We start from the raw sequence: 24778 nt of genomic DNA on the forward strand, positions 1-24778 counted from the left end.
AAAGCATTTTGAATATTTATAATTGTAAGCATATTAGTGTAGCTGTAGGGCTTGCGTCTGTAGCAGTAACTACCTTATATCCTACCAAGTTGCACCGCTACCAATTTGTCCCCTCTAAGGGCATTACATGCAAACGTCGCGCATATTCCTGTACCGCGCGCTCCTGCTCCTTGATTTCAATCGAACCAGGACGAATCCGCCTTATCTCCGCGATTGCTTGAGAGGCGCTCATACCGCGATGTACCAAATAGCAAGCCAGTATAGTACCGGTTCTGCCATAACCGGCGCGACAATGAATCAGCACAGGCTCTAGACGCTGTATTCGTTTCTCAATAAAGTGGACGAGCTTTTCAATCTGTTCAACTGTAGGCGCGCTAAAATCGGGAAGTGGCAAATGCTTGTGCATTATCTGGTATTTTTGAAGTAAATCGGGGCGTGGGCTTTTTTGGGACAAAGAAACGATGGCACGAATACCCTGTTGATGCAAAAATAGGAGGTCTTCATCCTCTTTACCGCTTCCACCCGGAAGAGCGCTACCCGCCAGTTTCCCTTCGATTACCCAACCCCAATTTTCCAGCATAAAGCCAATACCTTTTCTTCATTTTGGTCTGATAATTCCAGTGATTATATCGCCCGGTGATAGCTTGTACAAGTCTTTTGACAAATCATATTGGCATGGGTAAACTAGGCAAGGTGTTTTTTAGGGTTATCAAAAAAGTAAGAAGTAACTAAAAGTAGCATTATGGCAGGCTATAATCTTGCAATCGTAGGAGCAACCGAGTTAACCGGACAGGAATTGATAAAAATCCTCCAAACCCGGCGGTTTCCTATAAACAACATAAAGTTTCTGACAAATCCAGCCCAATATGTGCCAGGTCGCCGCATCTTTTTCGCAGGTAAAGACTTTGAGGTGCAGGAAATTACCTCCCGCGCTTTTAGAGAGGTAGATATAGCTTTTTTCTGTGGAGATGCCGAAACCGCTCAGCATTTTGCGCCCAATATAAGCGATTTCGGTTGTTTTGTAATTGACGTGAGTGGCGCATTTCGGGGTGATGATAAAGTTCTTTCGGTAATTCCTGAAATCAATGGGGAAGAACTTCAGCAACTAAAAAAGAAACGGCTGGTAGCATCACCCAGTCCCGCCGTTATCCAGCTTTTACTACCATTGAACACCTTGCGACAATGGACTAGCTTGCGTCGTCTGATAGTACACAGCTTTGAGCCTGTTTCGGAGAGTGGACAAAGTGCAGTTGAGTTTCTAACTACCGAGGCACGCACCGTACTGGATGGGAAGAATGTCATCCCGCACACCTACCACCACCAAATAGCCTTTAACCTATTGCCTGAAACCGAGAATTTTCTGGATACAGGCTTAACCCGTAGCGAAGCGCGCATAATCCGCGAAATAAAACGTTTTTGGCGTTTGCCCGACCTCAACATTTCGGTAACGGCAATCCGTGTACCACTTTATCAAGGGATGTCGCAATCGGTAATAGTCGATTTAGGGAAAAAAGTTACTCCCGATGAAATGCGCGAAGTGATGGGGGATACGCCCGGCGTAAAGGTATCAGACGATCCAAGTGTAAATATGTACCCGCAGCCGTGGCAAAGTATCAATACCGATGAAATAGTGGTTGGGCGTATCCGGGAACTGGATAGCACTTACAACACTATGGCTTTCTGGAGTTGTATGGACAATCTCCGAAAAGGCTCGGCTCTAAACGCTATCCAGATAGCGGAGACTGCTTCGCACCTTAAGTTGATATAGCTTCCCGGCTCACCCGCAAATTTAGTGGCATTTTGAACTCAAACCGTTTTTTTTGGCTCTAATTGTCTTATGAATATAGCCTTTAGTATTTACATGCGCGTGCCTTCTATCCTGATACCGAATTGAACCAGTAATAAGGGTGAAGGAGCGGTAAAACGCAAGGAGATTTGCCCGGTACTTGGATTAGTAAAGCGCATCGGGTTATCGATTTCATTGGGCAATACCGGAAGAGCAGAGTTCGGGGTTGTGCCTGAACCGCTGCTAGCGGGTGCGCTATTTTTCAGCCCATTCAGCACTACCCAATCATTTTGCTGCCAATCGAATAATTCTACTTTATCCGGTAAAAAGGGGGTGCGACTGGAATTCGCAGTGAAAGAATTCAGAATCAAAACCATCCGGGTTGTTTTGAAATTCAAATTATCAACCGGTAACCGATAGTTATTCACCACCGTACCGCGTGAGAGACAAATCTGATCGGAATGTTCAATCTTACTGGTGGGGATAGGAGCACCCTGATCATTATAAGAATTTTCAGGATACATATAGCTGGAAGGTATCAGGATTTTGCCTTGTTCAAGCGGGTTTTCCACCGAAACTGGCAGCCGTGATAGTAATACTTGATTCGAGCGCGGTAAAGTAGTCACGCCTGCTACATTTAGCGGAACAGGGTTATTATCTACCCAACCGATAAAATCAAAACCTCTGACAGGGTTTGTAAGGCTATACCTTCCGATCTCATATATTTTACGCAAGAAGGCTGCCCTGTTCTGGTAAAGCTTATCATTCTGGTGATCAGCTTGTAGTAGGTTTTGCATCTTTTCGCCAATGGAAGTGTTATTGTATCCAGTAAAGTTTCCAAACCCCTGTGTGCAAAATGAGGTCACTAACTGATTTTCAGGCGGTAAAGGGAAATCCACCTCAAGAGTTTCGCCGGGTTCAATATCTTTTACTTTTTGAAGCTGATCGCCCATCGCCAGCATAATTCCTCTTATTGGCTGACCAATAGTATTTGTTACCGCGCCTTTAATATGGATTTCGCCATTTTGCTCGACAAAATACAGATTACTTTGTAATTGATATTGACGAGCAGGTACAAGTGCCTCCACACTCACTCCTTGCGCACTCCACTGACGCACATTGAGTTGCTCAACCCGGGGCTGATCACCGCTTACCACGTAACGAACATTGTCCTGATCACTTATGGGAAAAGCAATATTACGGTTTAGCGGTAAAAGCAGAGGGGGCGCAGCGCTATCTGGAAGTACCGGATCAACTTCATACAGATTGTCGTTAGGCGAAAAAAGAGCAGCGTAACTGCGAACCTGAGCATTTGTCTGTCCGGGTGAAACCTGTATCACACTCATTTCACTAATTAATACATCACCTGATGGCTGGTTAAGGCTAAGCCACACCGCAATACTAAAAAATACTATGCCGGTTATTGGCAAAGTTAGCCAAGCCCACACAAGTTTTTTCAGTCGAACTAACACAAGGTAGTTGAGCGGACAAACTACCAATAAATAAATACCAAAAAGTATAAAGAAAGAAGTTATATTAGGAAGCGGCACTTCGGGTATATTGCCTACATACCCAAAGAAATCGGAGTTATTTTTGAGATGGGGATTAGTATCATCATAAATCTGGTAGTAGATGCCACTGTTAAAACTAAAAATATCCTGCCAAGCTTTGGAACTTCCAGCCCAATCTGCCAACGGGTTGGTTGTTAAATCCATAGCAGTAGCTACAATCCTGCCCATTCCCCTAATACGCGCTGCTACTAAAGGAATCACACTTGACCCTGAATTAGAATTGGTAAGCGTAAAAGTGGTTAAGGGCTTTGCGCCTTGCAATACCTGACCTACCGCAATTGTCACAGGCTGGGATAGCGGGAGTTTATCATTTTCTTCTGCCAAAAGTGCGTTAAGATTATCTACTTTCTGGTAATCATACACATCTATAGGCAATAATTTCGGATCAAAGCCGCTACTGACTTTATTCCAGCCATTCCCGCCCATCAAAATTAGCTGACCACCGGAGTTTACCCAATCCATTAAGGCATTTTGTTGGTCTGCGCTCAAACCACTGCTATTAGTATCACTCAAAACCAAGGCATTAAAAGAACGCCAGCCATCTGCCCGATCAGGGAAATCTGCCGGGTTAAGGTTAATTATATCGACCCTAGAATTCAATTTTCCCACTCTCATGTTATTCATATAGCTTACCAAACTAGGGTCACTATTAATAACACCAACCAAATAATCCTTAGGGCTAATCGGTAGAAGGCGTACATTCTGCGCGAAAAGTGTGCGTTCCCCATCGGCAGTTTTTAGCTGGATTGGCTGTTCATAACTGACAAAGCGGGAAACGTTGCTATTAGCTACATAGGGCTGGAAATAAATGTGGAATTTCTTGACCGAACGCTCTCCTAAAGTAATCGGTCGTCTGAAAATAGTGGGGAAATTTGTGCTATTTACGGTATTGGTAACTACCGTTTCAATTTGAACTGAGGTAGCTGCCCCAAAATTTTCTAGAGTAATCTCAATCGGAAGCCAATCCCCGTATTTGTAAGCTCCATCAAACATTGAACGAGCTGTCATTTTCACATTATATTCGAATTGCTGGTTAGGTTGTGCTAGACTTTTATCCCCCTGAGCGGCAGTTACGATTCCCACGCCGCCGAAAACGAAAACGAAAACTATACCGAATAACCAAACGGCACGGCTGAAAAAGTAGAGATGGCGCATATTACTACCTTTATTGCAAATCTTTATTAGGTGAAGTTTTGACCTTCAACCCCTATATTTAACTGTTGTAAAATTATAATTTCCTGATTGGAAGCAAGGCGAAGACGTATTGTGCCTAAGTTGCGGTCAATATAATCGTTTAAATCTGGCATGGTCAAATCAATCCGGTTACGGTTATCTCCAACCTGACTAACTTCCACCCATGAATTTTTCGCCCAATTAAATAGCTCAATTCGAGGGTTATACTGGTAGGTTGTGACAGGTTGCGGATCACGCCAACCAGAAATAGATTGGCTATTACCAAAAATTGAACTGCGCTCACGTTCTCTAAAAGAGTTAATATAAATCGATAAAGTGGTTGGTAGGTATCTGGGAAAGGTTAACCCACTTGGTAATTGATACTGAAAAGTTGAAGGGCTTTGCCCAATAATCGCTACATTGTTATTAGACCCGGTAGTATCGGTTAATCTCTCAGGAATCAGAGTGTACGATGGAATAATAAGCTTATTGTTTGCTTCCCCATATGAAAGTGGTAAAGGGCGAATTATCAAGGCGCTATCCTGCTGAGCAACTTTCATGCCGAGTATTTGGGCTGAGCCAAGTATCGGGCTACTATCCAGCCATCCGGTTAAATATAATTGAGTTGCGCGCTCGTCTGGAATAAAACGACCAGATTGATAGGCAACATTTAAAATATTCCAGTGAAGCGAGCCTAAACGCGCATCATGGCTGTTGCCCGAAAACCAGGGGTTTTGTGAACCAGCCAAACGCACAGAAGATTCAGGGTTAGTTTGCAGGTAAGAAAGCGGCACATAAATATTTGAGTCTATAGCCGGGCGTGGTGTTAAGGTGGGACGACGAGTAATAGTAAAGCTAATTTTTCTCTCATCATTTGGGTTTATCTCTCCCAAATTTAGGTAATTATCTCCATACATCAGTACCGCTTCTGAAAGGTGATAGTTCCCTTTATTTACCAGTGTCCCGTTAATATTTCCGTTATCAATAGTAAATTTACCTTCAAGACCAAGCCTTAAATCAGTTATGCCCTCTCCCGCAAAACTTTGCAAACGACTATTTGAGTCGGCATTCTTTATTGAAGCATTTGTTGAGCCTTCTACCAATACTTGAGGAGGCAGGAAATTAACTTGGGAAGAAATGGAAAGAGGCTGCGGTCTGAGCAAAGACTGCGTCCCTTCCAATTCGAGCTGATATGGAGAATCGGAGGAAGAAGAAACCAGCATATAGCTTTTTACAGCGGCAGGTAATTCATCGCTGGTACTTTCAATCAAACTCACCCTGCTTAAATGTACATCTCCGGCAGGTGTAAATACTGCAAAAATTGCAGTAATGATGGTGAATACTACCACAAAGCACGGCGCTACAAGCCAAAACAACTCAAGACGGCTAAATCTACGAAGGATAAGATAGCTAAACGGTACGACCAATGCCACATATAGCAGCATAATACCCAACAAACTATATTCGTCTGGAAGGCTGGGTCCGGGTGCATTTAGCAATGCCCGTCCGATTCCATCCTGACTAAAGAAATTTTGAGTGGCACGGTTCAATGTGAAATTGGGGTCTGCCGCCAGAATTAAATTTGCCCAGACAAAATTTACCCGATTCCAATTGCTGAGGGGTTGCACTAATAAATCAGCTGCACCCATAGTAATTGAGCCTTGACCAAAAGGTCTGGATACAACTAAAGGCAAATCGGCTTCGGGTAATCCGACATCCTGCCGACTTGCGATGAACGCATTGGGATTGGGAATAAAACGGCTAATTTCAAGATTAAGTGTTCCGGGTACTTCCAACGCTTGATCAGCAAGGTTGGACTTAAAAGAGAGATGATTTACTACCAGCGTAGAATTTGTCATGGCAGGCAGCAAATTAGTATCCAAACCTACAGAGGCAATCAGCGAAGGAAGGTTAGAACCCCCGAATAGAATAAGTTGACCACCATTGGCAACCCAAGCTTGCAAAGCCCGCCTTTTTTCAGCTGTAAATGTATCCGGCTTTATATTTGAAATGACTAGAGCGTTAAGTGGATCAAATTGTTCTTTCCTATCACTCATCTCTACAGATTGCAAACCTAGCCCTCTTATACCCACCGAGTTACCACGTATCGGGGTAAAACCAATACGTGGAATATCAGGTGGCGTGGGTGAGTCATTTAAAATACCTACTATAAAATCTGAAGCAGAAATCTGTTGCAAGCGATGCTGATTCTGAGCTATCAGCTTACCCTGAGAATCATAAAGCCCAACGGTTATATTATTATTACGAGTGGTTGGTTGGATATAGTGAAAATATATTTGGCTTTGGTTGGGCGTCAAACTTACCGGAGTAACAAAGCTGAAATCACTGCTTACCGCATTGACGAGTAGACTAAAATTCGAGCGAATTTCACCTTGAAAAGGATTATTCCCATTGGTAATTTCAATAACTATAGTAGCCCAACCATTCTCACGGTATAAGCCATCCACCAGAGGATGTGATTTAAAAGAAGTTATTGGAGATTTATCGTTAGCGGCAGGAGTTTGGGCGAGTACAGTTCGAGGTAAAAACAAACCGATAATTAAGGAAAGTATCAAAATAAACGCACACACATAAAAAAATAGAACTACTTTTCGTACTCTAATGCTTTGAAAGTATAAGGATTTTAGCCCTGCTCCTATTACGTTTACGGGCTGCGGTAAACTCGGTAACTGCATAGGCTGTGCTTACCTTAGCGAGGAAAAGCTCTTGCGTGTACGATGTTAGAATAGCGCAGCATTAATGGTTTGTCAAAGGTTTTGCGATTTAAAATTCCACCCTTTTTTGACGTTTTGTTACCGTACAGATTTGTGATTTCCACTAGAAACGTAGAAAAAGGACGAATTTACCCTTAAAAGCAAAAAAACCAGTTAAATTTTACAACTACAATAGTTTAACCAACTCATTTCTATAATACACAATAAATGTACCGACTACTCCGTCTTTCCATCCCTATCACAGAAAACACAAACGCCTCTTTTAAACTCTTTTCAAGCTGGTGAATTTATAACTATTCCTTTCACAATAAGGGCATCTGCCGATTGTGATTGGGTTCATCAGCAGATAGATCAATGAACACAATCCTCTAATAGCTAGCAGTAATGCATAGAATAGCTGCAAGCCTTTGAGGAAACGACTATACTGGTAGGATAGTAAGTTGGAATTGCACAAAGTGCAAGTTGATCTAAAAACGGGGGTTAACCGAATGGTAGATTTGCTTGTTTAGCCCTTGTGTACTGTTTACCCGTAGCAACACCCTCTACTATTCTTCGAGACTTCGTAGCCCCCCTCAAATCCGGTGGAAAAGAGTTATATACTGAAAGTAACTTGTACCTTCGCTTGCTCGCTGTCCAGTGTAGGTGAAAGGATTAAAACAATGCAAGATGAAATGCACTGGCAAGCTGACCGGGTCCAACTTCGGTATCTGCAGCAACAACATCCCGATTGGTCTCGCCCTACTCTCGCCCAAACGCTCCACCGCTCCCTCTCCTGGGTCAAAAAGTGGCGCAAGCGTTTGCGTCTGGCTCCTCCCACCGACCATGCGGTGCTGCGCAGCTTTTCCACTGCCCCATGGTCGTCAATTTAAGAGCTGCGGAAGCAAAATAGGAGGACTATTAAGCAGCTGAAAACTGGAGGGTTTGGATTTTTTCCTATCCAAACGACAGCCTTTTTGCATACTAGCACAAATATAAATCAATTCTTGCAATAAGTGGGGCGGATTATCAATACGAAACAGTAAGCTGCGGGCGTGTGCTCGCACAATACGACTAGCCTTGATGAGACTGCGTTCCGCCTCTTGCCACACCCCTGCCAGCACTAACCAGTGCTGAATAATTTGCCCAATCAGTTTGGCATATATTTCGCATAATATCGCCCAAGGCTTGTGGCTATGCCAGCGTTCCAATCCACCCCCACTTTTCCACAATTTGAAAAGAAGTTCAATCTGCCAGCGTAACCGATACAATACTGCCACTTCTGCGGGACTAGCCTGCTCCTGCGATAGATTGGTTAGATACACACTCCAGTAGCTTAAGGCTTGACGTTCGGCGCTGACCGGACGCTGCTGCTTGCGTGCCAACTCCTTGAAAGCCTGCTGACGAGTTTGTACTACTCCAGAAGGTACTTGCCATGCCACTAACCGACAGCGCAAACGTTCTTTTACCCCCACCTCTACTACCCTATCTATCAGCTTTTGTGACTGCTGTCCCAACCATTTACTCAAAGCTAAGGGTTGTTGGTGCGCCCCGTACACTTGTAGTCCGGTTTGAGCTTTGGTTAGGTACAATACCGCTTGCGCTTCTAATTCTTTCAATCGTCCCAATTTGAAATAGCCTAAATCGGTTATCCGTAGCGCCCCCGCTGGTAAACTTAGCTTTTGATGCGGTCCTTGCCGATCGTGCAGACGGGCTGGACTTAATTCCGGTCCCAGTAGCGCCCCGCTTAGCAGTTCCAAACCCACGTGCAGTTTCAGACCAGCCTCACTTTGACTACCCTCTTTCCCACACCCTTGCCAATGGGCGCTCAAGGTTGGCGGTAAACTGATAGTCGAACTATCCAGTACATACACCCCTTTGAAGCGTTGCAGTAGGCTCAAACTCGCTGGTTCCTGCCCTAGCATTTTTTCTACACACCAACCTAACAAAGCCTGTAAATAACTTGCCGCTTGGCTTGTAAAACTCTGGTCAAGCGCTTGTTTGCTAACCTTGGCTATTTGTGCCAGTTCACTCCGTATAATGAACCAGAAGAACTGAACAACTAAAAAGGGTTTGGTAAGGTGTATACTTAAAAACATGACAACACCTAGAAAAAAGTATTCACCCACATTTAAGTCTCAAAGAGTGCAAGAAGTGCTGGAAGGTAATAAAACCCTTACCCAGATAGCTTCTGAATATGGTATTCATCCGAATATGCTCACTAAATGGAAACAACTGGCTCTAAAAGGTCTGCCACAATCCTTTGATGAGCGTACTCAGAAGCAAATCGCGCTGCTGACCGCACAGTACGAACAAGAAAAAGAACAACTTTACGCCGAAATAGGTCGCCTGACTACACCGCTCAGGTGGTTAGGAAAAAAAGTGAAGCAGGCTTTGCCCAGGTCGGTCAGATTAAGCCTAATCGAAACCCAAAAAGCTGAACTTTCACTCTCAAAACAAAGTGAGTTGCTAGGAATTAGCCGTTCCAGTTTGTACTACCGCTCAGTAGCACCAACCGAACGAGAAATTGAGCTCAAACACCGAATTGATGAGATTTACACCGTTTACCCTTTTTATGGATATCGGCGAATTCATCAACAATTACTGCGGGAAGGCAAGCACCTCAACCGCAAAACGGTGCAAAACTATATGCGGGAGATGGGGCTAGAAGCAATCTATCCTGGTCCTAATCTTTCGAAACGAGATCAAAAGCAGCGGGTATATCCCTATCTCTTAAGGAACCTGGCTATAACCAGACCCGCTCAGGTATTCGGTACCGACATCACATATATCAAGCTCAAACACGGTTGGCTTTATCTGGTGGCTGTCATCGACTGGTACAGCAGATATGTGGTAAGTTGGGAATTATCTGATACTTTGGAAATCGATTTTGTGCTTAGAACTACCGAGCGAGCGTTGGCGAAGATAAAACCGGAGATCTTTAACAGTGACCAAGGTAGTCATTTTACCAGTCCTAAATACACTGCTTTGATATTGGGCGCAGGTGTAAAGTTAAGTATGGATGGACGTGGGCGAGCACTAGATAATGTTTTCACCGAAAGGCTCTGGCGTTCCTTAAAATATGAGTGTGTTTATTTAGCACAATTTGAGAACCCCAAAGAAGCAAAGCTAGGGATTGGTGAGTATTTCGATTTCTACAATAATACTCGACCTCATCAGGCTTTGAAATATCAGACACCGGCTCAGGTTTATTTCAATACCGTGACACCAGTAATTATGTTAAAGAGCTAAAAAGAGTTACTAGCTATTTAACATTATTAGTTCTATAGAAAGGACTGTATCACTCCTTAACCAAGCTTTTATTTTTGTCTTGACAAACTGGGTCATTTCATTAATAGCTTGCTAATTATTGTAAGCTGCTATATGTTGACGGTAGGTATAGGTATTTTATAAGTCTCAAGCTTATTCACAAGCTTCTACTGTTAAGCTGTAAATTTTTTAATAATATAGCCACCTTTTGCAAGGCAACAGGCTGTAATTGTCCCTTCGCCTAATCCGCTTGCAACTATTACTTGCGGATCATCGGGCATCAGGTCGAGGAAATTGTCGCTCCATTGCACTTCAACATCCGCGCTCAACCACAAGCCCTTTACTGGCTTCTTTACTTCCAGTAACAAGACCTCGCCCTCCAAACGGGTTATTTTCAACCGCGGGTCTGGGAGAGCAAGGTATTTGAAAGGTTCTTGCCAGAGCGAGGCGCAACGCACAATTTCGCCGTTGTCGAGCAAAGCGGCTACTATTACCAGTGGCTCAACCGCTTCGAATTCCAGTTCATCAAGCTCAGTAGCGCAGTTGGCAGGTATTGTTACCTCACTCCGGTTGCTTACTAACTCTTTTCCTTCCAGAGAAATGACCTTTAGCTCTAGCGTGAGGTTGCGCTCGCGTGAGTCGGTATTTGTAGCCCAATAAGTGGCTTTATTCTTGCTTGCCCAATCCAACCCGATAGCTAGATGGTTAAAAGCGCGTTTTAGAGTGTAGAAAGCCGCTTTGGGTTTACCCAGATAATCGGCTATTGCCCAACTTATGGCAGGGTAACAATCGTTTAATTGCCACACCAGCACACCGGAGACATATTCTTTGCCCTTGCCTTGCCAGCGTCGTTTCCAATCCATAACCGCATATTTGAGCGCCTCAGCTTGGATAAATTGAGTGGCATAGATGTATTCTTCTAGATTAGCGGGTGTAGGCAAATTATCACTAAGATACACTGCCAATCGTCTATAACCATCAGGGGCTTTGTTGTGAAATTCGTAAGTGCGGCTTTGGTGGTGCAACTCACCGGGTGGCAAAAAACTTACTAGAGTCTCTAAGGTAGGACTGCCCTGCATGCCAAACTCTGAAACGAAACGCCCCTCGAATTTCCGGTAATCCTGATATTTAGCCATTTGTTTATGCCAAATTTCCCACGTGTGGCGATCTCCCTGAGTAGGGTCGTCCGCGTCTGCACCACCGTATGGGCTACCGGGTCGATAAGGGCGGGTAGGGTCTAACCGGGCGCAACTTTCCGGCAATAAACGCTCGTAGATTTCACGCGCCGGGAAAGCTGTGGCAGTGAAATCACCCTCGAAATTAACATCGTAAACTCCCAGCGATTGGGCAATAGAATAATCCTCGTTATTGCCGTTCCACAGTACAAGGCAAGGATGATTTCGCAAGCGACGCAGCGTTGCCTCGGCTTCGACTTTCACGCTTTTGAGAAATTCGGGATGTGCCGGATAAATACCGCAAGCAAACATGAAATCTTGCCAGACCATGATGCCCAATTCATCGCACAAATCGTAAAAAGCCTCTTCTTCATAAATGCCGCCACCCCAGATACGCAGCATATTCATGTTGGCAGTTACTGCCAATTGTAGCCAGCTTTCATAATTTTCACGGGTTACGCGGGTTGTAAAAGAATCTGCCGGAATCCAGTTCGCGCCACGACAGAATACCGGCATATTGTTTACCTCAAAGGTAAAGCTACTGCCCTCCTCCCCTTCCAGCGGGTTTTGGAGCAATCGCAATCTCCTTATTCCGAATTTACATGCTTTATTATCAAGCTCTTTCTCACCATATAGCAGGCGGGCTTCTACCCGGTATTGCGGTTGCGCCCCTAATCTGCCGGAAGGCTCCCATAAGAGTGGGTCACTAATTTCAAAAATCTGGTTTATTTTAGAATCGCTAATAGGGATAGTTGCTTCTGAAATAGCTATGCCGTAATGGTCAAATAATATTAAATTGAGGGAGAGTGGCAAAGAGGAAGCATTAACTATTTCTACACTTACCGGAACGGTGGCGCTTTTCAAATCCTCGCTGACTTCGGCAGGGCAAAAAATGTTGTCAATACGGGCGTTGTAGGCTTCCAAACGCACTTCGCGCCATATTCCGGCAGTTATAAGAGTTGGTCCCCAATCCCAGCCGTAATGATACTGTGCCTTACGCACATACACACGCGAGGTATCGGTATTCCAGGCAGCGCGTTTTCCATACTGCTGCTCCAATTCCTTGCCGCGTCGCAACGCCGATTCAAATAGGATACGCAACTCGTTGTGACCTACCTTAGCAATGCCCCGAATTGGAACTCGATAGGGAACAAACATATTGGCTGTGGTTAAAATTTCTTTCCCATTTAGCCAGATGGTGGCGAAAGTATCCAATCCATCAAAGCACAAATCCAGCGCAGGTCGCTTTTCAAATTCATCCGGGATGGTAAAGAAATAGCGGTACAGCCAATCGCTTTCCCCTACCCATTGTACTTCTTGTTCATTCATGCCATAAAAAGGGTCGGGGATAAGGTCAGCGCCTAACAAATCGGTGTGGATGCAACCCGGTACGCTGGTAGGGTTCCAGCCTTCCAACAGGTTGAAATCTTCTTCCAATTGCATTGACTGGTCTCTTTGCTTGAATTGCCAACCTGCCGATAAAGTTAGAAATTCTTTCATTGCGCCACTCCCTTTGTACATCATTGACTCAAGGCTCTATATAAAATTTTAGCATTAAAATCAGCTTTTTCCAAAGCAAATAAAAAACTACCGGAAAATAGTTCCGGTAGCCCAATCTTATTTATTTGACTAACGCTGTGGAAAGTGTTTTTTGAGCCAGTTCAGTCCATCTTCGGCTATTTCGCGCCAATTGGTTTCCAGCATCATATTATGCGCAGTACCATAATACACTTGGCGTTCTGCGCCATAGAGTTGGGCAAATTTATCATCCGGCATAAATTTCCGCATTGTATCGGTGGCGTTAATTTGAAATAGCACCGGGACTTGCTTTACCAGCGCAGGCTTCGGGGATTTTTCCCAAAGTAGCCCCATAAAGCCGAGCATAGAACCGTCACACATCTGGCTGGCATAGTGTTGCAACTGTTCTTCCGGCAATTGCTGCGAAAAAAACATGCGCCGTACTGTCTCTGTGCTTTTAGGAGCAGGAACTTTGCGGTTCTTCATCAAGAAGCGAAACGGCTTTCCCAAGATTGTTCCGGGAATACGCATGTAAAGCGGAAAGGGCAAGGTAGGAGACACCAATAATGCCCCTTTTATAGGGTATTTCTCCAAATATTTTAAGGCTAGGAATGCGCCTAGCGAATGCCCAACCAGCACCGGAGATTCTGGCAATTGTTCCGCTACTTGTCGAATGTCCTGTAAGTAATCGGACAGGGTAGTACCTTCGATTTGACCTTCACTTTTTCCATGCCCGCGAAAGCTCAAAGCATACGACGGATAGCCTGCCTCTGCAAAAAAAGGCACGAAATATTCCGACCAGCACCATGCGCCATGCATTGCACCATGTATAAAGAGAAGCGGCGGACTCTTGGGATTTTCAGGAATTTGCGAGATAATTTCCAGTTTCATGGCGTTTTATCCTTAGTAAAGTATTGATTGCGTAGGATTATATAACATTCTGCCATAGATTACACGGAACTATAACACCTCTTATAGTACAAATCTGCTATAATTAGCCGTGTTTTTGAGTCACTTTAAAGGAAGATATAATTGACTGACCAACGTTTAATCCGAAACTTTTGCATAATTGCCCATATCGATCACGGCAAATCCACACTGGCAGACCGCTTGCTGGAAATAACCGGCACGGTTACGCAGCGTGAGATGAAAGAACAATTGCTGGATAGCATGGATCTCGAACGTGAGAAGGGGATCACTATCAAAGCACGTGCTGTACAAATGCATTACAAGGCACATGATGGTCAGGAGTTTGAACTGAACCTGATTGATACTCCCGGTCATGTGGATTTCAGTTATGAAGTGAGCCGCAGCCTCAGCGCCTGTGAAGGAGCTTTACTGGTAGTGGATGCCTCGCAAGGTATCGAGGCACAAACACTGGCGAACCTGTATCTAGCAGTTGAACATGGACTTGAAATTATCCCAGTGGTCAATAAAATTGACCTTCCTGCTGCCCAACCTGAAGTAGTAATTGCCGAAATAGAAAAAGTTATCGGTATTCGGGGAGAAGAATGTATTCGTGCTTCCGCCAAAACCGGGCTTGGCGTAGATGAAATCCTTGAAGCGATTGTTTATCGCATCCCACCCCCTAAAGGTGACTTTGACAAACCCTTACGCGCGCTGATTTTTGATAGCCATTTTGACTCCTATAAAGGGGTGATTGCTTACGTCCGGTTGATGGATGGCGTATTGAAATCGCGTGACGTTGTTAAAATGATGTCGAACGGCAAAACCGCCGAGGTGCTGGAAATCGGTGTTTTCCGCCCGGTTATGACTCCGCTACCTGAAATTACCGCAGGCGAAACCGGTTATATTGCTACCGGCTTGAAAGTAGTGGGGGATTGCCAAGTAGGCGATACCATTACCCTTTATTCAAATCCTGCGGAAACGGCATTACCAGGGTATCGCCCTGCCAAGCCGATGGTTTTTGCTGGTATTTATCCTATAAGCTCGGATGACTACACCAACCTACGAGAAGCGCTAGACAAATTACAACTGAATGATGCTTCCCTGATATTCCAGCCTGAAACCTCCGCCGCGCTAGGTTTCGGTTTCCGCGTAGGCTTTCTAGGTCTGCTTCATATGGAAATTATTAAAGAACGCTTGGAGCGGGAATATAACTTAGAATTGCTTATCACTGCGCCAAGCGTGGAATACCACGTTATGAAGAATAACGGTGAAGTATTGCTGGTAGATAATCCAAGCGATTTCCCAAATGCGGGTGAGATTATGGAAATCGAAGAACCCTGGATGACTATCCACATAATTACACCAACGCGCTATATCGGGCAGATTATGGAACTGGTTACTAATCGGCGCGGTGAGTACAAAAAGATGGATTATTTGGATGAAACCAGAGTGTTGCTGGATTATGATATGCCATTGGGCGAACTCATCGTGGATTTTTACGACCAGCTAAAATCGCGCACTAAGGGTTATGCTTCACTTGATTACATCTTTGGCACTTACAAGGTTGCAGATTTGGTTAAGCTGGATATTCTGGTGAACGGAACCCCGGTTGATGCGCTTTCGCTTATTACCCACCGCGATAAAGCTTTCTCACAGGGGCGCGTCCTTACTCAAAAGCTGCGCGGCTTAATTCCACGCCAATTATTTGAAGTGCCGATTCAAGCAGCGATTGGCTCAAAAGTTGTGGCACGCGAAACCATTAGCGCGAATCGCAAGAACGTGCTGGCTAAATGTTATGGCGGTGATATAACCCGCAAGCGCAAATTGCTGGAAAAGCAAAAAGAAGGTAAAGCCCGCATGAAGATGGTGGGCAATGTAGAAATACCACAGGAAGCTTTTATGGCAGTGTTGAGTCTTGAAGATGAACGCGAAAAAAAATAGCTAATACATAGTGCTGGAGGATAAAAATGGCTGTAATTCGCACTTATACCGCGTATTACCAAATGGATGGTGGTGAAATACCTGCTTTTATAGCTCGAATAGATGATGATCAAGCTCGTCCCGGAATAGTCCTTATTCAGGAGTGGTGGGGCATCGAGCCACACATCAAAGACTTAGCTCAAAAGCTGGCAGTAGAAGGTTTTGTTGTGGCAGTACCCGATCTCTATCACGGGCAAGTTGCTACTGAGCCAGATGATGCGACTAAACTAATGATGGCTTTAGATGTAGAACGCGCCATTTATGAGATTCAGTCAACTATAAATGGCTTGAAAAACATGCAGGGAGTAGAACCGAAAAAAGTCGGAATAATGGGCTTTTGCATGGGCGGCATGCTCACCTTTAAAGTGGTAGAACGCAGCCACGACTTGGCAGTTGCAATTTCTTTCTACGGTGTTATGCACGAACCCACATACGAATCGGTGGCAAATGTACAGGCTCCGGTGATGGCTTTTTTTGGAGCGTTGGATAATTATACTCCGCCGGAATACATCCAGCGTATTTATGATACTTATACAAATGCTGGAAAAGATTATCAACAATACGTTTACCAAAATGCCGGACATGCTTTTCTGAACCCTACGCATGGTGCAGGGGTTGAGGAGGCGGCGCGTGATGCATGGCCTAAAGCAGTAGATTTCCTAAAAACCAATTTGATGCAAAACTAAATTTGTCGGGCAGGAATATATTGCCCGATTCAAGTGTTAAAGTACGCCCCCTCTCCAAATTGGGAGAAGGGGGCAATTAGTGGAGAAAATAAAGTCGGTGCAACACAAACTTCGTGAAGACATTCGAAATGTAGCCATTATCGCGCACGTAGATCATGGTAAAACCACCCTAGTGGATGGCATGCTTAAGCAGAGCAACATATTCCGCAAGAATGAGACGGTGGGCAACCTGATAATGGACTCGAATGAGTTGGAGCGGGAAAAAGGCATTACCATTCTTGCCAAGAATACCGCAATTATTTATAAGAATGTAAAAATTAACATTATTGACACTCCCGGTCACGCCGATTTCGGCGGTGAGGTAGAACGGGTACTCAATATGGCGGATGGCTGTTTGCTGCTGGTGGATGCGGTGGATGGACCAATGCCCCAGACTCGTTTTGTTTTAAGCAAAGCCTTTGAGATTGGCTTGAAACCAATTGTAGTTATCAACAAACTAGACCGTCCTAACGCCCGCCCTGCCGTAATTCTCGAAATGACTCAAGACCTTTTCCTTGATCTTGCTACGGATGCAGAGCAATTGGACTTCCCGGTTGTTTACGCAATCGCCCGTGAAGGTAAGGCAGCCCTTGACCCTGAAAAAGTAATAAGCGCCCCCGACATTTCGGCGCTCTTCGATACCATTTTGAAATATGTACCTGCGCCAATGGTTGAAGAAAATGCGCATTTCCAAATGCTCGTAACCAGCCTCGATTACAACAATCACCTCGGTCGTATCGGAGTGGGACGTATTATGCGAGGTCAGGTGAAAGCGGGCGAAACAGTCAGCCGAATAGACCGAGAAGGGGTTATTTCCCGCGCAAAAATATCCAGCCTGTTCACATTTCAAGGGTTGGGTAAAATCGAAATAGAGGAAGCCAGCGCCGGAGATTTGATTGCCTTCAGCGGCATTAGCGACATCAGCATCGGTGAAACAATTGCAGATGCTGAGAACCCTGACGCGCTTCCACCTATTGCAGTGGAAGAACCGACTCTCCAACTAACCTTTGGTGTGAATACTTCGCCCTTTGGTGGGCGCGAAGGTACTTATAGCACCAGCCGTCAGTTGCGTGACCGCCTCTATCGCGAACTGCAAACCAATATCGCCTTGCGAGTACAAGATACCGATAGCGCTGATGTATTTCTCGTATCGGGTCGTGGTGAATTACACCTTTCGATTCTGATTGAAACGATGCGCCGCGAGGGGTACGAGTTTCAGGTATCCCGTCCCGAAGTAATTTCCAAAGAAATCAACGGGCATAAGATGGAACCTGTAGAGCATCTTATCCTCGATGTGGAAGAGGAATACGAAGGGCCTGTAATCGAACAATTGGGACGAAGACGCGCCCAAATGATGAAATACGACCCGGACGGTAAAGGACGTGTCAGAATTGAATTTAGTATTCCTACCCGCGGTTTGATCGGTTTCCGCAATCTCTTTCTGACTTTGACTCGTGGCGGTGGTGTTATAGCCAGTCTCTTTACCGGATACGAACCTTGGTATGGTGACATCGGACAGGTTCGTAATGGTGTATTGGTTGCCAGCGAAGATGGCATGGCTACTTCCTACGGATTGGCAAATGCGCAAGAACGCGGTCAAACTTTTGTTGAACCGGGCACGCATGTTTATGAAGGTATGATTATCGGCTTGTACAGTCGCGAGTCGGATTTGCCGGTGAATGTGGCAAAAGAGAAGAAGCTAACCAACATTCGTAGCTCAACCTCGGATATTGGGGTAAGGCTTACTCCTCCGATTATTCTCAGCTTGGAGCAATCGCTGGATTTCATCGAAAGTGATGAACTGGTAGAAGTAACGCCAAAGACTATCCGTTTACGTAAGCGTATATTGAATCACGGTGATCGCGTCAAGCTATTGAAACATAATTAGCAAGAACACCGCGAGATTACATAGGTATGAGTCATCAAGGGCGCGACAGTACGCCCTGATGACTTACTACCAAATTACCCCTCTAAAACCCGTCTGAACAGGCTATGTCATACTCGCATTACGAAGAGGCGGAGAATCCCCCAGATCGCCGCAAATATATTTTTGCCTTAGCTATGATAGTTGTGGGCATTTCATTCTTTTCCACGCTAGCAACCGCTAACAGCTACTGGCAAGGCTTCTTTTATAGTCCTTTTTATACCACTAATGTTTTTACCGATTCAGCCACTCCAGCATGGCAAGTTGGTTTGCGCCCCGAAGACCGAGTCGTTATGGTGGCTGGGCAGCGCATTGATCAGTTGCAATTACTAACCGTAAAAGCTGGGTTAGCGGGTAAATCGCTCAATTTGGTATATGAATTGGGGCGCGTACTGACGGCAATTGACGTAAATATTCAGGTGTTAGATTGGTCTCGATACTTTGAAAAAAATGCGCCCTTCCTATTGGCAAGTCTTTCTCTCATTTGGATTGGCGTTATTACTCGTAAAAGCCCGCTGTTATTAAGAATCTTCTGTACGCTTAGCGGAGTGGCGCTTGGAATCGCTCCCAATTATTATCTGGCAAACGGTTGTGGTTTAGAGAGTGGTTTGGAAACACAATGTTTGCTCTCCGGTAAATGGTCAACCTATCTCTATAATCCGCTTTGGTCTGTAACTGTAGCAATAGGGTTGTGCTGGTATCTGAGCGAATTGGTTGAGAAGAAACGCTGGCGTTTGTGGGCGCAAGGGCTGGTCTTACTGGCTTTACTTATATCCTTAGCAGGCTTCTTGCAAGCGTCTATTATCAGCGCAAATTATAATAATCCGGACTATGTAGTTTGGCAGAGTCGAGGTGAATTTTGGTTCCTGTGGGGTTCGCTGCTGGTATTGGCATTAATGAGAGTATGGCGCAGGAAGCGGCAACGAGAATGGGGCTTACTAACCGTTGCCTGCCTTCTAGTATTTACCGGAGGATTTATTTTCGTAACAGTTTTCGATATCGTAATTATCGGTCTAGGACAGCAATGGTACACTTTGGCACTTCCCTTATACTTTCAAATAAATATGCGACGCTAGCTGATTGAAAATGCCGACAGGTTTGGGTCAGATAGGTGCCCAATCGAACAAAACCCTCTTTTAACAACGGACTTCCATTGCCGTTTACCAAGAAACTTGCGGTTAGAAGTAACTGCCGGATGATTAAGTCCCAAAGCAACCCCGACAGTTTCGTACGACGAGCTTTGTGGGGTTATTTTCATTTTGAAACATGCCCCTCTCAGCCTGAATGTTATTTAATTCCTCGTTCTATACTCGACCAACTGTCCTTTGCCGCCTGTTATTAACTTACTAATGTACAAAGAAGAGCTTAGCCCACTCCTCATTTAAGTAGATTATAGATTATAATTCTTTAATCATTTTAGGTACTCTCCTTAATAAGATAAAAATTCTCAGTGCATATAATTGGAAAGGTGGATTAGGATTTATGAAAAGGGGGTTGATTCTCAAAGCTTACGAATCTTCTCAGCAAGATGCCGTCTTAAGGCTGTGGGAGAATAGCGGACTAAATACCCTATTTCCTGCGAACGGTCATTTGTGGAAAATAAATGTCGAAAATAACCTTGCTTTCAAATCAGAGGATTTTTGGGGAGCATGGAATCAGCAAGGTAAATTGCTCGGTTTTGTCTTAACTCGACGCTTCCGAGATATAACTACACCCTCTATTATGGAAGAACGCTATGGAAAAACAGGCTGGATAAGTCTATTGCTGGTCGAAGAAAGTAGTCGAAGACAGGGCATCGGTACAGGGTTGCTTGAAAAAGCGCATGCGGTACTATCAGATGTTAAATCTATTAGATTGGGTGGGGATTTTAACCACTTTTTCCCGGGTGTTCCAGAAGGGGAATCATTGGGTTTTTTTTCAAATAAAGGCTATACTTTTAATCAAGAATTAATAAATGACCTTTCTTTAGATTTGGATAATTGGGAATTATCCGAACAACCCATTTCAATTATGGGCGGAGATTATTTTTTTACGCAGGGTAAGGCTGGAGAAGAGGAATCGATTCTGGATTTTATAGGATTACCCTCTAACGGGTTTTCTCCACGTTGGCGTTATGACCTTGAGCGAATATTCAAGAAGGGCTACAGCCCGGAAAATGTAACCCTTATAAAAGGTCAAAGTGGTAAGATCGAGGGTTTTTTACAAACTTGGGAGTTAAAAGAAGTAATTGAATGTGCATTGTCACGTCCGACAATATTCTGGGCAATGCATGAAAAACCTATGGAAAAACATGGTAGCATTGGTCCGCTAGGTATAAATAGCACCATAAGAGGTGGAGGAATAGGGCTTGCTCTAGTTGCTGCAGGGACAGCATATCTTAAAAAAAGAGGAGTTACATTTGTTACGATTGATTGGACAGCTTTAACTACTTTTTATTCAAAGCTAGGCTATCACCCATGGCGAAGTTACAGAATTGGATATAAGAATTTATGAACGATGAGGTTAATAGCGTTCCTGATATTAGCGGCACCGAGTTAATCCAAGGGATAATGACCTATCGCTTACGTTCGGCAACTGAGAATACTTCCAGTGGTAAACACCCTTTATTAATTATGCTTCATGGGCGAGGTGCGAATGAAGGAGATATTTATGAATTAGTACCCTTTATCCGCCGCAATATTATAATTGCTGCTCCCCGCGCTCCAGAGCTTTTCGACAATAATCCACGTGGTGCATATAGATGGTTCGCTTGGACTCCTAATCAAGAAATCGGCATTGAGCAATTTGTAAATACAGCCAAAAAGCTTGCTGAACTGGTAACCGAATTAACCTTTAAATATCCAGTAGATAGTTCAAAAATTTATTTTGGGGGCATGAGCCAGGGCGCTGCTATGGCATGTCTTATGTCATTGCTAAAACCAACTCGGGTAAAAGGAGTTATAGCCCATAGTGGATTCTTACCGTATCACCCGGAATTAACTAAATTATATAGAAATGCAAAGGGCAAGCCCTATTTCTTTGCACATGGAACCGAAGATAATGTGGTTTCTATTGAGCGAAGTCGGCATGTAGCAAATGCTTTTTCAAAAGCAGGGGCACGAATCGTTTATAACGAATACCCGATGGCACATACAACTAGCATTGAAAGTAGACATGATTTAGCCGACTGGCTACACAACGAAGTTAAGTAGTAATTATTTGATGTGGTAACAACATTGTAACACAAGCTTGGGGGTTAAAAGGGTATGGATGATTTCGGTGTATTTATGTTGGTAGTGGCTTGGTTAGTAGCCATAATCGGTGGACCTACCATATTAATTTTTAAATTGATCAGACGTGATGAAGACCCTGATCGACGTTATCGTATGGTTACCGGGTTTAAGGGTTGGTTTATCGGGTTAGCTGCCGCACTACTATTGTACATGGTTTTGCCAACTGTTTTTGTAAACCAAAGTGCTGACCCTGATAGCATGGGAGAGATTCAACTCTTTTTCATATTGATACTGCCGCCAATATGTGCTGGAGTTGTCTTCCTTATTTTTGCAATTCTAGCAGACAGATTTAAAACCCAAGACGAGTTCCCCAAAAGTATAGAAGAGGAAGAGGGCATTTACTACAGATAGTAAGTTCGTCTTTACGCAAAACTGTAAGGAACAGCCTACCACTGAAATTAACGACGCTTTTGAGGCTAGAATATCCCAGTTTATTAGCAACAATAGCGACTAGTGGGTCACGCCCCAATTGAGTTGCCATTGCTCTAAGTTCAAATTGCTTGATTTGATAGCAAATTTATTTGCAACTTGACCCACTAGTGTTAACACAGCTATACACGTTCGGCATGTATTATATGGTAGTGTAAATTACTTACTACTTTGGGATATGCTGTTAGACTTAACCCAATTACTTTAAAAAACAGATTGAGGGACTCTTTTCATGCTAATTTATTCGATATTGGCTGAAGATAAAGAGTACACAGGGAAAGATCGGTGCAATTCCGACGCAGTCCCGCTGCTGTAAAGAGGTGGATTTTGCCTCAAGCCAGAAGACCTGCCCTCAAGAGATCGTGTTGACCTTCGCGAGAAAGGGCACGTCAGTAAGAAATTGGCTCAAATTAGCTCAATCCCCACCTTAGAATTTTATAGCAATACTTTCAACCACTTTAAAATACAATGGGATGATTTGTTATTGATTTTGGATTGTGCTTTAAGCATTTCCTGCTCTCGTAATCCTCTTGTAAGGTATCAATACCTATGATAGCAAAACTGAAATGAGAGGAATTTGAACAATGGAAGAGAGCTTGAAACGAGAAATTGAAGCAACTTTAGCCGCTATTAGGCCTATGAATAAAGAGGCAATGGCGGTGGTACGCTCCAGACAGGATCGCCTCACTAAACCAGCGGGTAGCCTTGGGAGACTCGAAGAAATTACTGTGAAACTCGCCGGCATCACCGGAAACCCTCGCCCTAGAGTTGATAGGAAGTGCATAGTATTAATGGCAGGCGACCATGGTGTGGTGAGTGAAGGCGTAAGCGCGTATCCTTCTGAAGTCACCCCTCAAATGGTGTTTAATTTCCTTCAGGGCGGCGCAGCAATCAATGTACTGGCGCGTCAGGTTGGGGCAAGAGTAGTAGTAGCAGATTTGGGAGTAGCCAGCGATTTACCGGAGCATTCCGGCCTATTAAACCGCAAAATCGGATATGGCACTCGTAATATGATGATTGGTCCGGCTATGACTAAGCTCGAAGCCCTAAAGGCAGTACTGACTGGAATTGAAATAGCCCGTCAAGAAGCTGAGAAGGGGATGGATGTGGTCGGAACTGGCGATATGGGCATCGGTAATACCACTCCCAGTAGCGCCATTGTAGCCACTTTTACCGGACTCCCCGTAAGTATGGTTACAGGACGCGGTACCGGTTTGGATGATTCCGGTTTATCGCGTAAAATAAGTGTTATCGAACGTTCTATTGAAATCAATCAACCAGATAAATCCGACCCGCTAGATGTTTTAGCCAAAGTGGGAGGGTTTGAAATCGCCGGGTTGACCGGGTTGATTTTTGGGGCAGCAGCAGCACATATACCAATTGTTGTGGATGGTTTTATTAGTACCGCTGCCGCTTTGATTGCTACCGAATGGTATCCACCAGTGTGTGACTATTTAATCTCTGCTCATAACTCGGTTGAAATTGGACACCGGGCAATGCTGGAACATATGGAGTTAAGCCCCTTGTTAAATCTTAACCTACGGTTGGGTGAAGGTACTGGGGCAGCAATTGCCATGAGCGTGATTGAGGCTGCCACAAGGACACTGGCTGAAATGGCTACCTTCGATGAAGCAGGCGTTTCAGAGTCTGAAAGTAAGTTAGAAATCACTCAATAACAACTAAGTGAAGGAAACCACAAAATGCAAGTTCCTAACAGCAAAGGGAATGGGTTACTTGTAACTCGCCCAACAACATTCTCAGATTTAATACCGACTTCAGGACGGCTCGTATGGGTCAGAGAAGTGAGCCTGATCGTAGGCTTCAGCCTGTTAATAGCCTTAGCAGCACAGGTGCGTTTCTTTATACCACCTATCAGCGAAGTGCCGTTTGTGGCTTCAAACATGATCGTAGTGCTGGCAGCGGCAATATTAGGAAGCAAACGTGGGCTTGCCGCAGTTGGATTATATCTGGCGGAAGGCGCGTTGGGTCTGCCATTTTTTGCCGGTGGTAATTCCGGATTTTCTGCCTTTAGCGGTGTTACAGCAGGTTACCTTTTCGGCTTCGCAGTTTCCGCATTTGTAGTAGGCTTGCTGGCTGAAAAAGGCTGGGATAAACGCTTTGCCACCTCTTTTCTGGCAATGCTGATAGGCAACCTGATAATTCTGGTGATGGGTGGATTTTGGTATTCCCTAACCTTTGGGGTTGAACTTGCCTTTACCCGTGCGATTTTACCGTTTTTACTGGCTGATACTATAAAAATGATACTGGCAGCAGTGATATTACCCTCAGCTTGGTTCCTTGTAAAAAAACGCTAACTTTATATCCACAAGAGCTT

Annotated in this window: 18 protein-coding genes and 1 riboswitch; of the genes, 12 read left to right on the forward strand and 6 right to left on the reverse strand. The window is 44.4% G+C overall.

What is annotated here, in order from left to right; all coding sequences use genetic code 11:
- Nucleotides 1-97: 97 nt before the first annotated feature.
- Nucleotides 98-580: a dual specificity protein phosphatase 23 gene (locus tag OZ401_RS04400; protein WP_341469495.1), complete on the reverse strand. Its 483-nt coding sequence runs from the start codon at nt 578-580 to the stop codon at nt 98-100.
- A 162-nt stretch (nt 581-742) separates the two neighbouring features.
- On the opposite strand from OZ401_RS04400, the gene OZ401_RS04405 reads away from it, so the two are divergent.
- Nucleotides 743-1768: an aspartate-semialdehyde dehydrogenase gene (locus OZ401_RS04405; protein WP_341469496.1), complete on the forward strand. Its 1026-nt coding sequence runs from the start codon at nt 743-745 to the stop codon at nt 1766-1768.
- An 89-nt stretch (nt 1769-1857) separates the two neighbouring features.
- On the opposite strand, the gene OZ401_RS04410 is transcribed toward OZ401_RS04405, so the two are convergent.
- Together OZ401_RS04410 and OZ401_RS04415 are read right to left on the reverse strand one after the other, a co-directional pair.
- Nucleotides 1858-4512, reverse strand: a complete 2655-nt coding sequence (locus OZ401_RS04410; RefSeq protein ID WP_341469497.1) for a hypothetical protein — start codon at nt 4510-4512, stop codon at nt 1858-1860.
- 26 nt (nt 4513-4538) lie between these two features.
- Nucleotides 4539-7106 carry a hypothetical protein gene (locus OZ401_RS04415; protein WP_341469498.1) on the reverse strand — a complete coding sequence of 856 codons (2568 nt, stop codon included), beginning with the start codon at nt 7104-7106 and terminating at the stop codon, nt 4539-4541.
- A gap of 818 nt (nt 7107-7924) precedes the next feature.
- Here OZ401_RS04415 and OZ401_RS04420 point away from each other — a divergent pair.
- Nucleotides 7925-8134, forward strand: a complete 210-nt coding sequence (locus OZ401_RS04420) for a hypothetical protein (RefSeq protein WP_341469499.1) — start codon at nt 7925-7927, stop codon at nt 8132-8134.
- Here OZ401_RS04420 and OZ401_RS04425 read toward each other — a convergent pair.
- Nucleotides 8126-9340 carry an IS4 family transposase gene (locus tag OZ401_RS04425; protein ID WP_341469500.1) on the reverse strand — a complete coding sequence of 405 codons (1215 nt, stop codon included), beginning with the start codon at nt 9338-9340 and terminating at the stop codon, nt 8126-8128. The genes OZ401_RS04420 and OZ401_RS04425 overlap by 9 nt on opposite strands.
- On the opposite strand from OZ401_RS04425, the gene OZ401_RS04430 reads away from it, so the two are divergent.
- A complete protein-coding gene (locus OZ401_RS04430; protein ID WP_341469224.1) occupies nt 9339-10493 on the forward strand; it encodes an IS3 family transposase in 1155 nt (384 codons plus the stop codon). The two genes, OZ401_RS04425 and OZ401_RS04430, sit on opposite strands and share 2 nt — an antisense overlap.
- Before the next feature lie 191 nt (nt 10494-10684).
- Here the strand turns inward: OZ401_RS04430 and OZ401_RS04435 are convergent, their stop codons facing one another.
- Nucleotides 10685-13186: a beta-mannosidase gene (locus OZ401_RS04435; protein WP_341469501.1), complete on the reverse strand. Its 2502-nt coding sequence runs from the start codon at nt 13184-13186 to the stop codon at nt 10685-10687.
- A 129-nt stretch (nt 13187-13315) separates the two neighbouring features.
- The gene (locus OZ401_RS04440) at nt 13316-14095 is read right to left on the reverse strand and encodes an alpha/beta hydrolase (protein ID WP_341469502.1); all 780 of its coding nucleotides are present in this window, start codon (nt 14093-14095) and stop codon (nt 13316-13318) included.
- Between the two features lie 141 nt (nt 14096-14236).
- Here OZ401_RS04440 and lepA point away from each other — a divergent pair, with 141 nt between their 5' ends.
- From lepA to OZ401_RS04485, 9 genes are all read left to right on the forward strand, one after another.
- Complete coding sequence (lepA, locus tag OZ401_RS04445; protein WP_341469503.1) at nt 14237-16054, forward strand: translation elongation factor 4; 1818 nt, start codon at nt 14237-14239, stop codon at nt 16052-16054.
- Nucleotides 16055-16080: 26 nt separating this feature from the next.
- Nucleotides 16081-16779 (forward strand): dienelactone hydrolase family protein, encoded by a 699-nt coding sequence (locus OZ401_RS04450; RefSeq protein WP_341469504.1) that lies wholly within the window; start codon nt 16081-16083, stop codon nt 16777-16779.
- A 97-nt stretch (nt 16780-16876) separates the two neighbouring features.
- Complete coding sequence (gene typA / locus OZ401_RS04455; RefSeq protein ID WP_341469849.1) at nt 16877-18706, forward strand: translational GTPase TypA; 1830 nt, start codon at nt 16877-16879, stop codon at nt 18704-18706.
- Between the two features lie 104 nt (nt 18707-18810).
- Complete coding sequence (locus tag OZ401_RS04460) at nt 18811-19818, forward strand: hypothetical protein (RefSeq protein WP_341469505.1); 1008 nt, start codon at nt 18811-18813, stop codon at nt 19816-19818.
- Nucleotides 19819-20236: 418 nt separating this feature from the next.
- Nucleotides 20237-21235, forward strand: a complete 999-nt coding sequence (locus OZ401_RS04465) for a GNAT family N-acetyltransferase (RefSeq protein WP_341469506.1) — start codon at nt 20237-20239, stop codon at nt 21233-21235.
- Nucleotides 21232-21933 carry an alpha/beta hydrolase gene (locus tag OZ401_RS04470; protein WP_341469507.1) on the forward strand — a complete coding sequence of 234 codons (702 nt, stop codon included), beginning with the start codon at nt 21232-21234 and terminating at the stop codon, nt 21931-21933. The genes OZ401_RS04465 and OZ401_RS04470 overlap by 4 nt, the downstream gene beginning before the upstream one ends.
- Nucleotides 21934-21987: 54 nt before the next feature.
- Nucleotides 21988-22365, forward strand: coding sequence for a hypothetical protein (locus OZ401_RS04475; protein WP_341469508.1), 378 nt, complete (start codon nt 21988-21990; stop codon nt 22363-22365).
- 319 nt (nt 22366-22684) lie between these two features.
- A riboswitch (cobalamin riboswitch) is annotated at nt 22685-22811 on the forward strand.
- Between the two features lie 216 nt (nt 22812-23027).
- Nucleotides 23028-24119 carry a nicotinate-nucleotide--dimethylbenzimidazole phosphoribosyltransferase gene (gene cobT / locus OZ401_RS04480; RefSeq protein ID WP_341469509.1) on the forward strand — a complete coding sequence of 364 codons (1092 nt, stop codon included), beginning with the start codon at nt 23028-23030 and terminating at the stop codon, nt 24117-24119.
- 24 nt (nt 24120-24143) lie between these two features.
- Nucleotides 24144-24758 (forward strand): biotin transporter BioY, encoded by a 615-nt coding sequence (locus tag OZ401_RS04485; protein ID WP_341469510.1) that lies wholly within the window; start codon nt 24144-24146, stop codon nt 24756-24758.
- Nucleotides 24759-24778: the final 20 nt, after the last annotated feature.

This window comes from Candidatus Chlorohelix allophototropha (assembly GCF_030389965.1).
GTDB classification, from domain to species: domain Bacteria; phylum Chloroflexota; class Chloroflexia; order Chloroheliales; family Chloroheliaceae; genus Chlorohelix; species Chlorohelix allophototropha.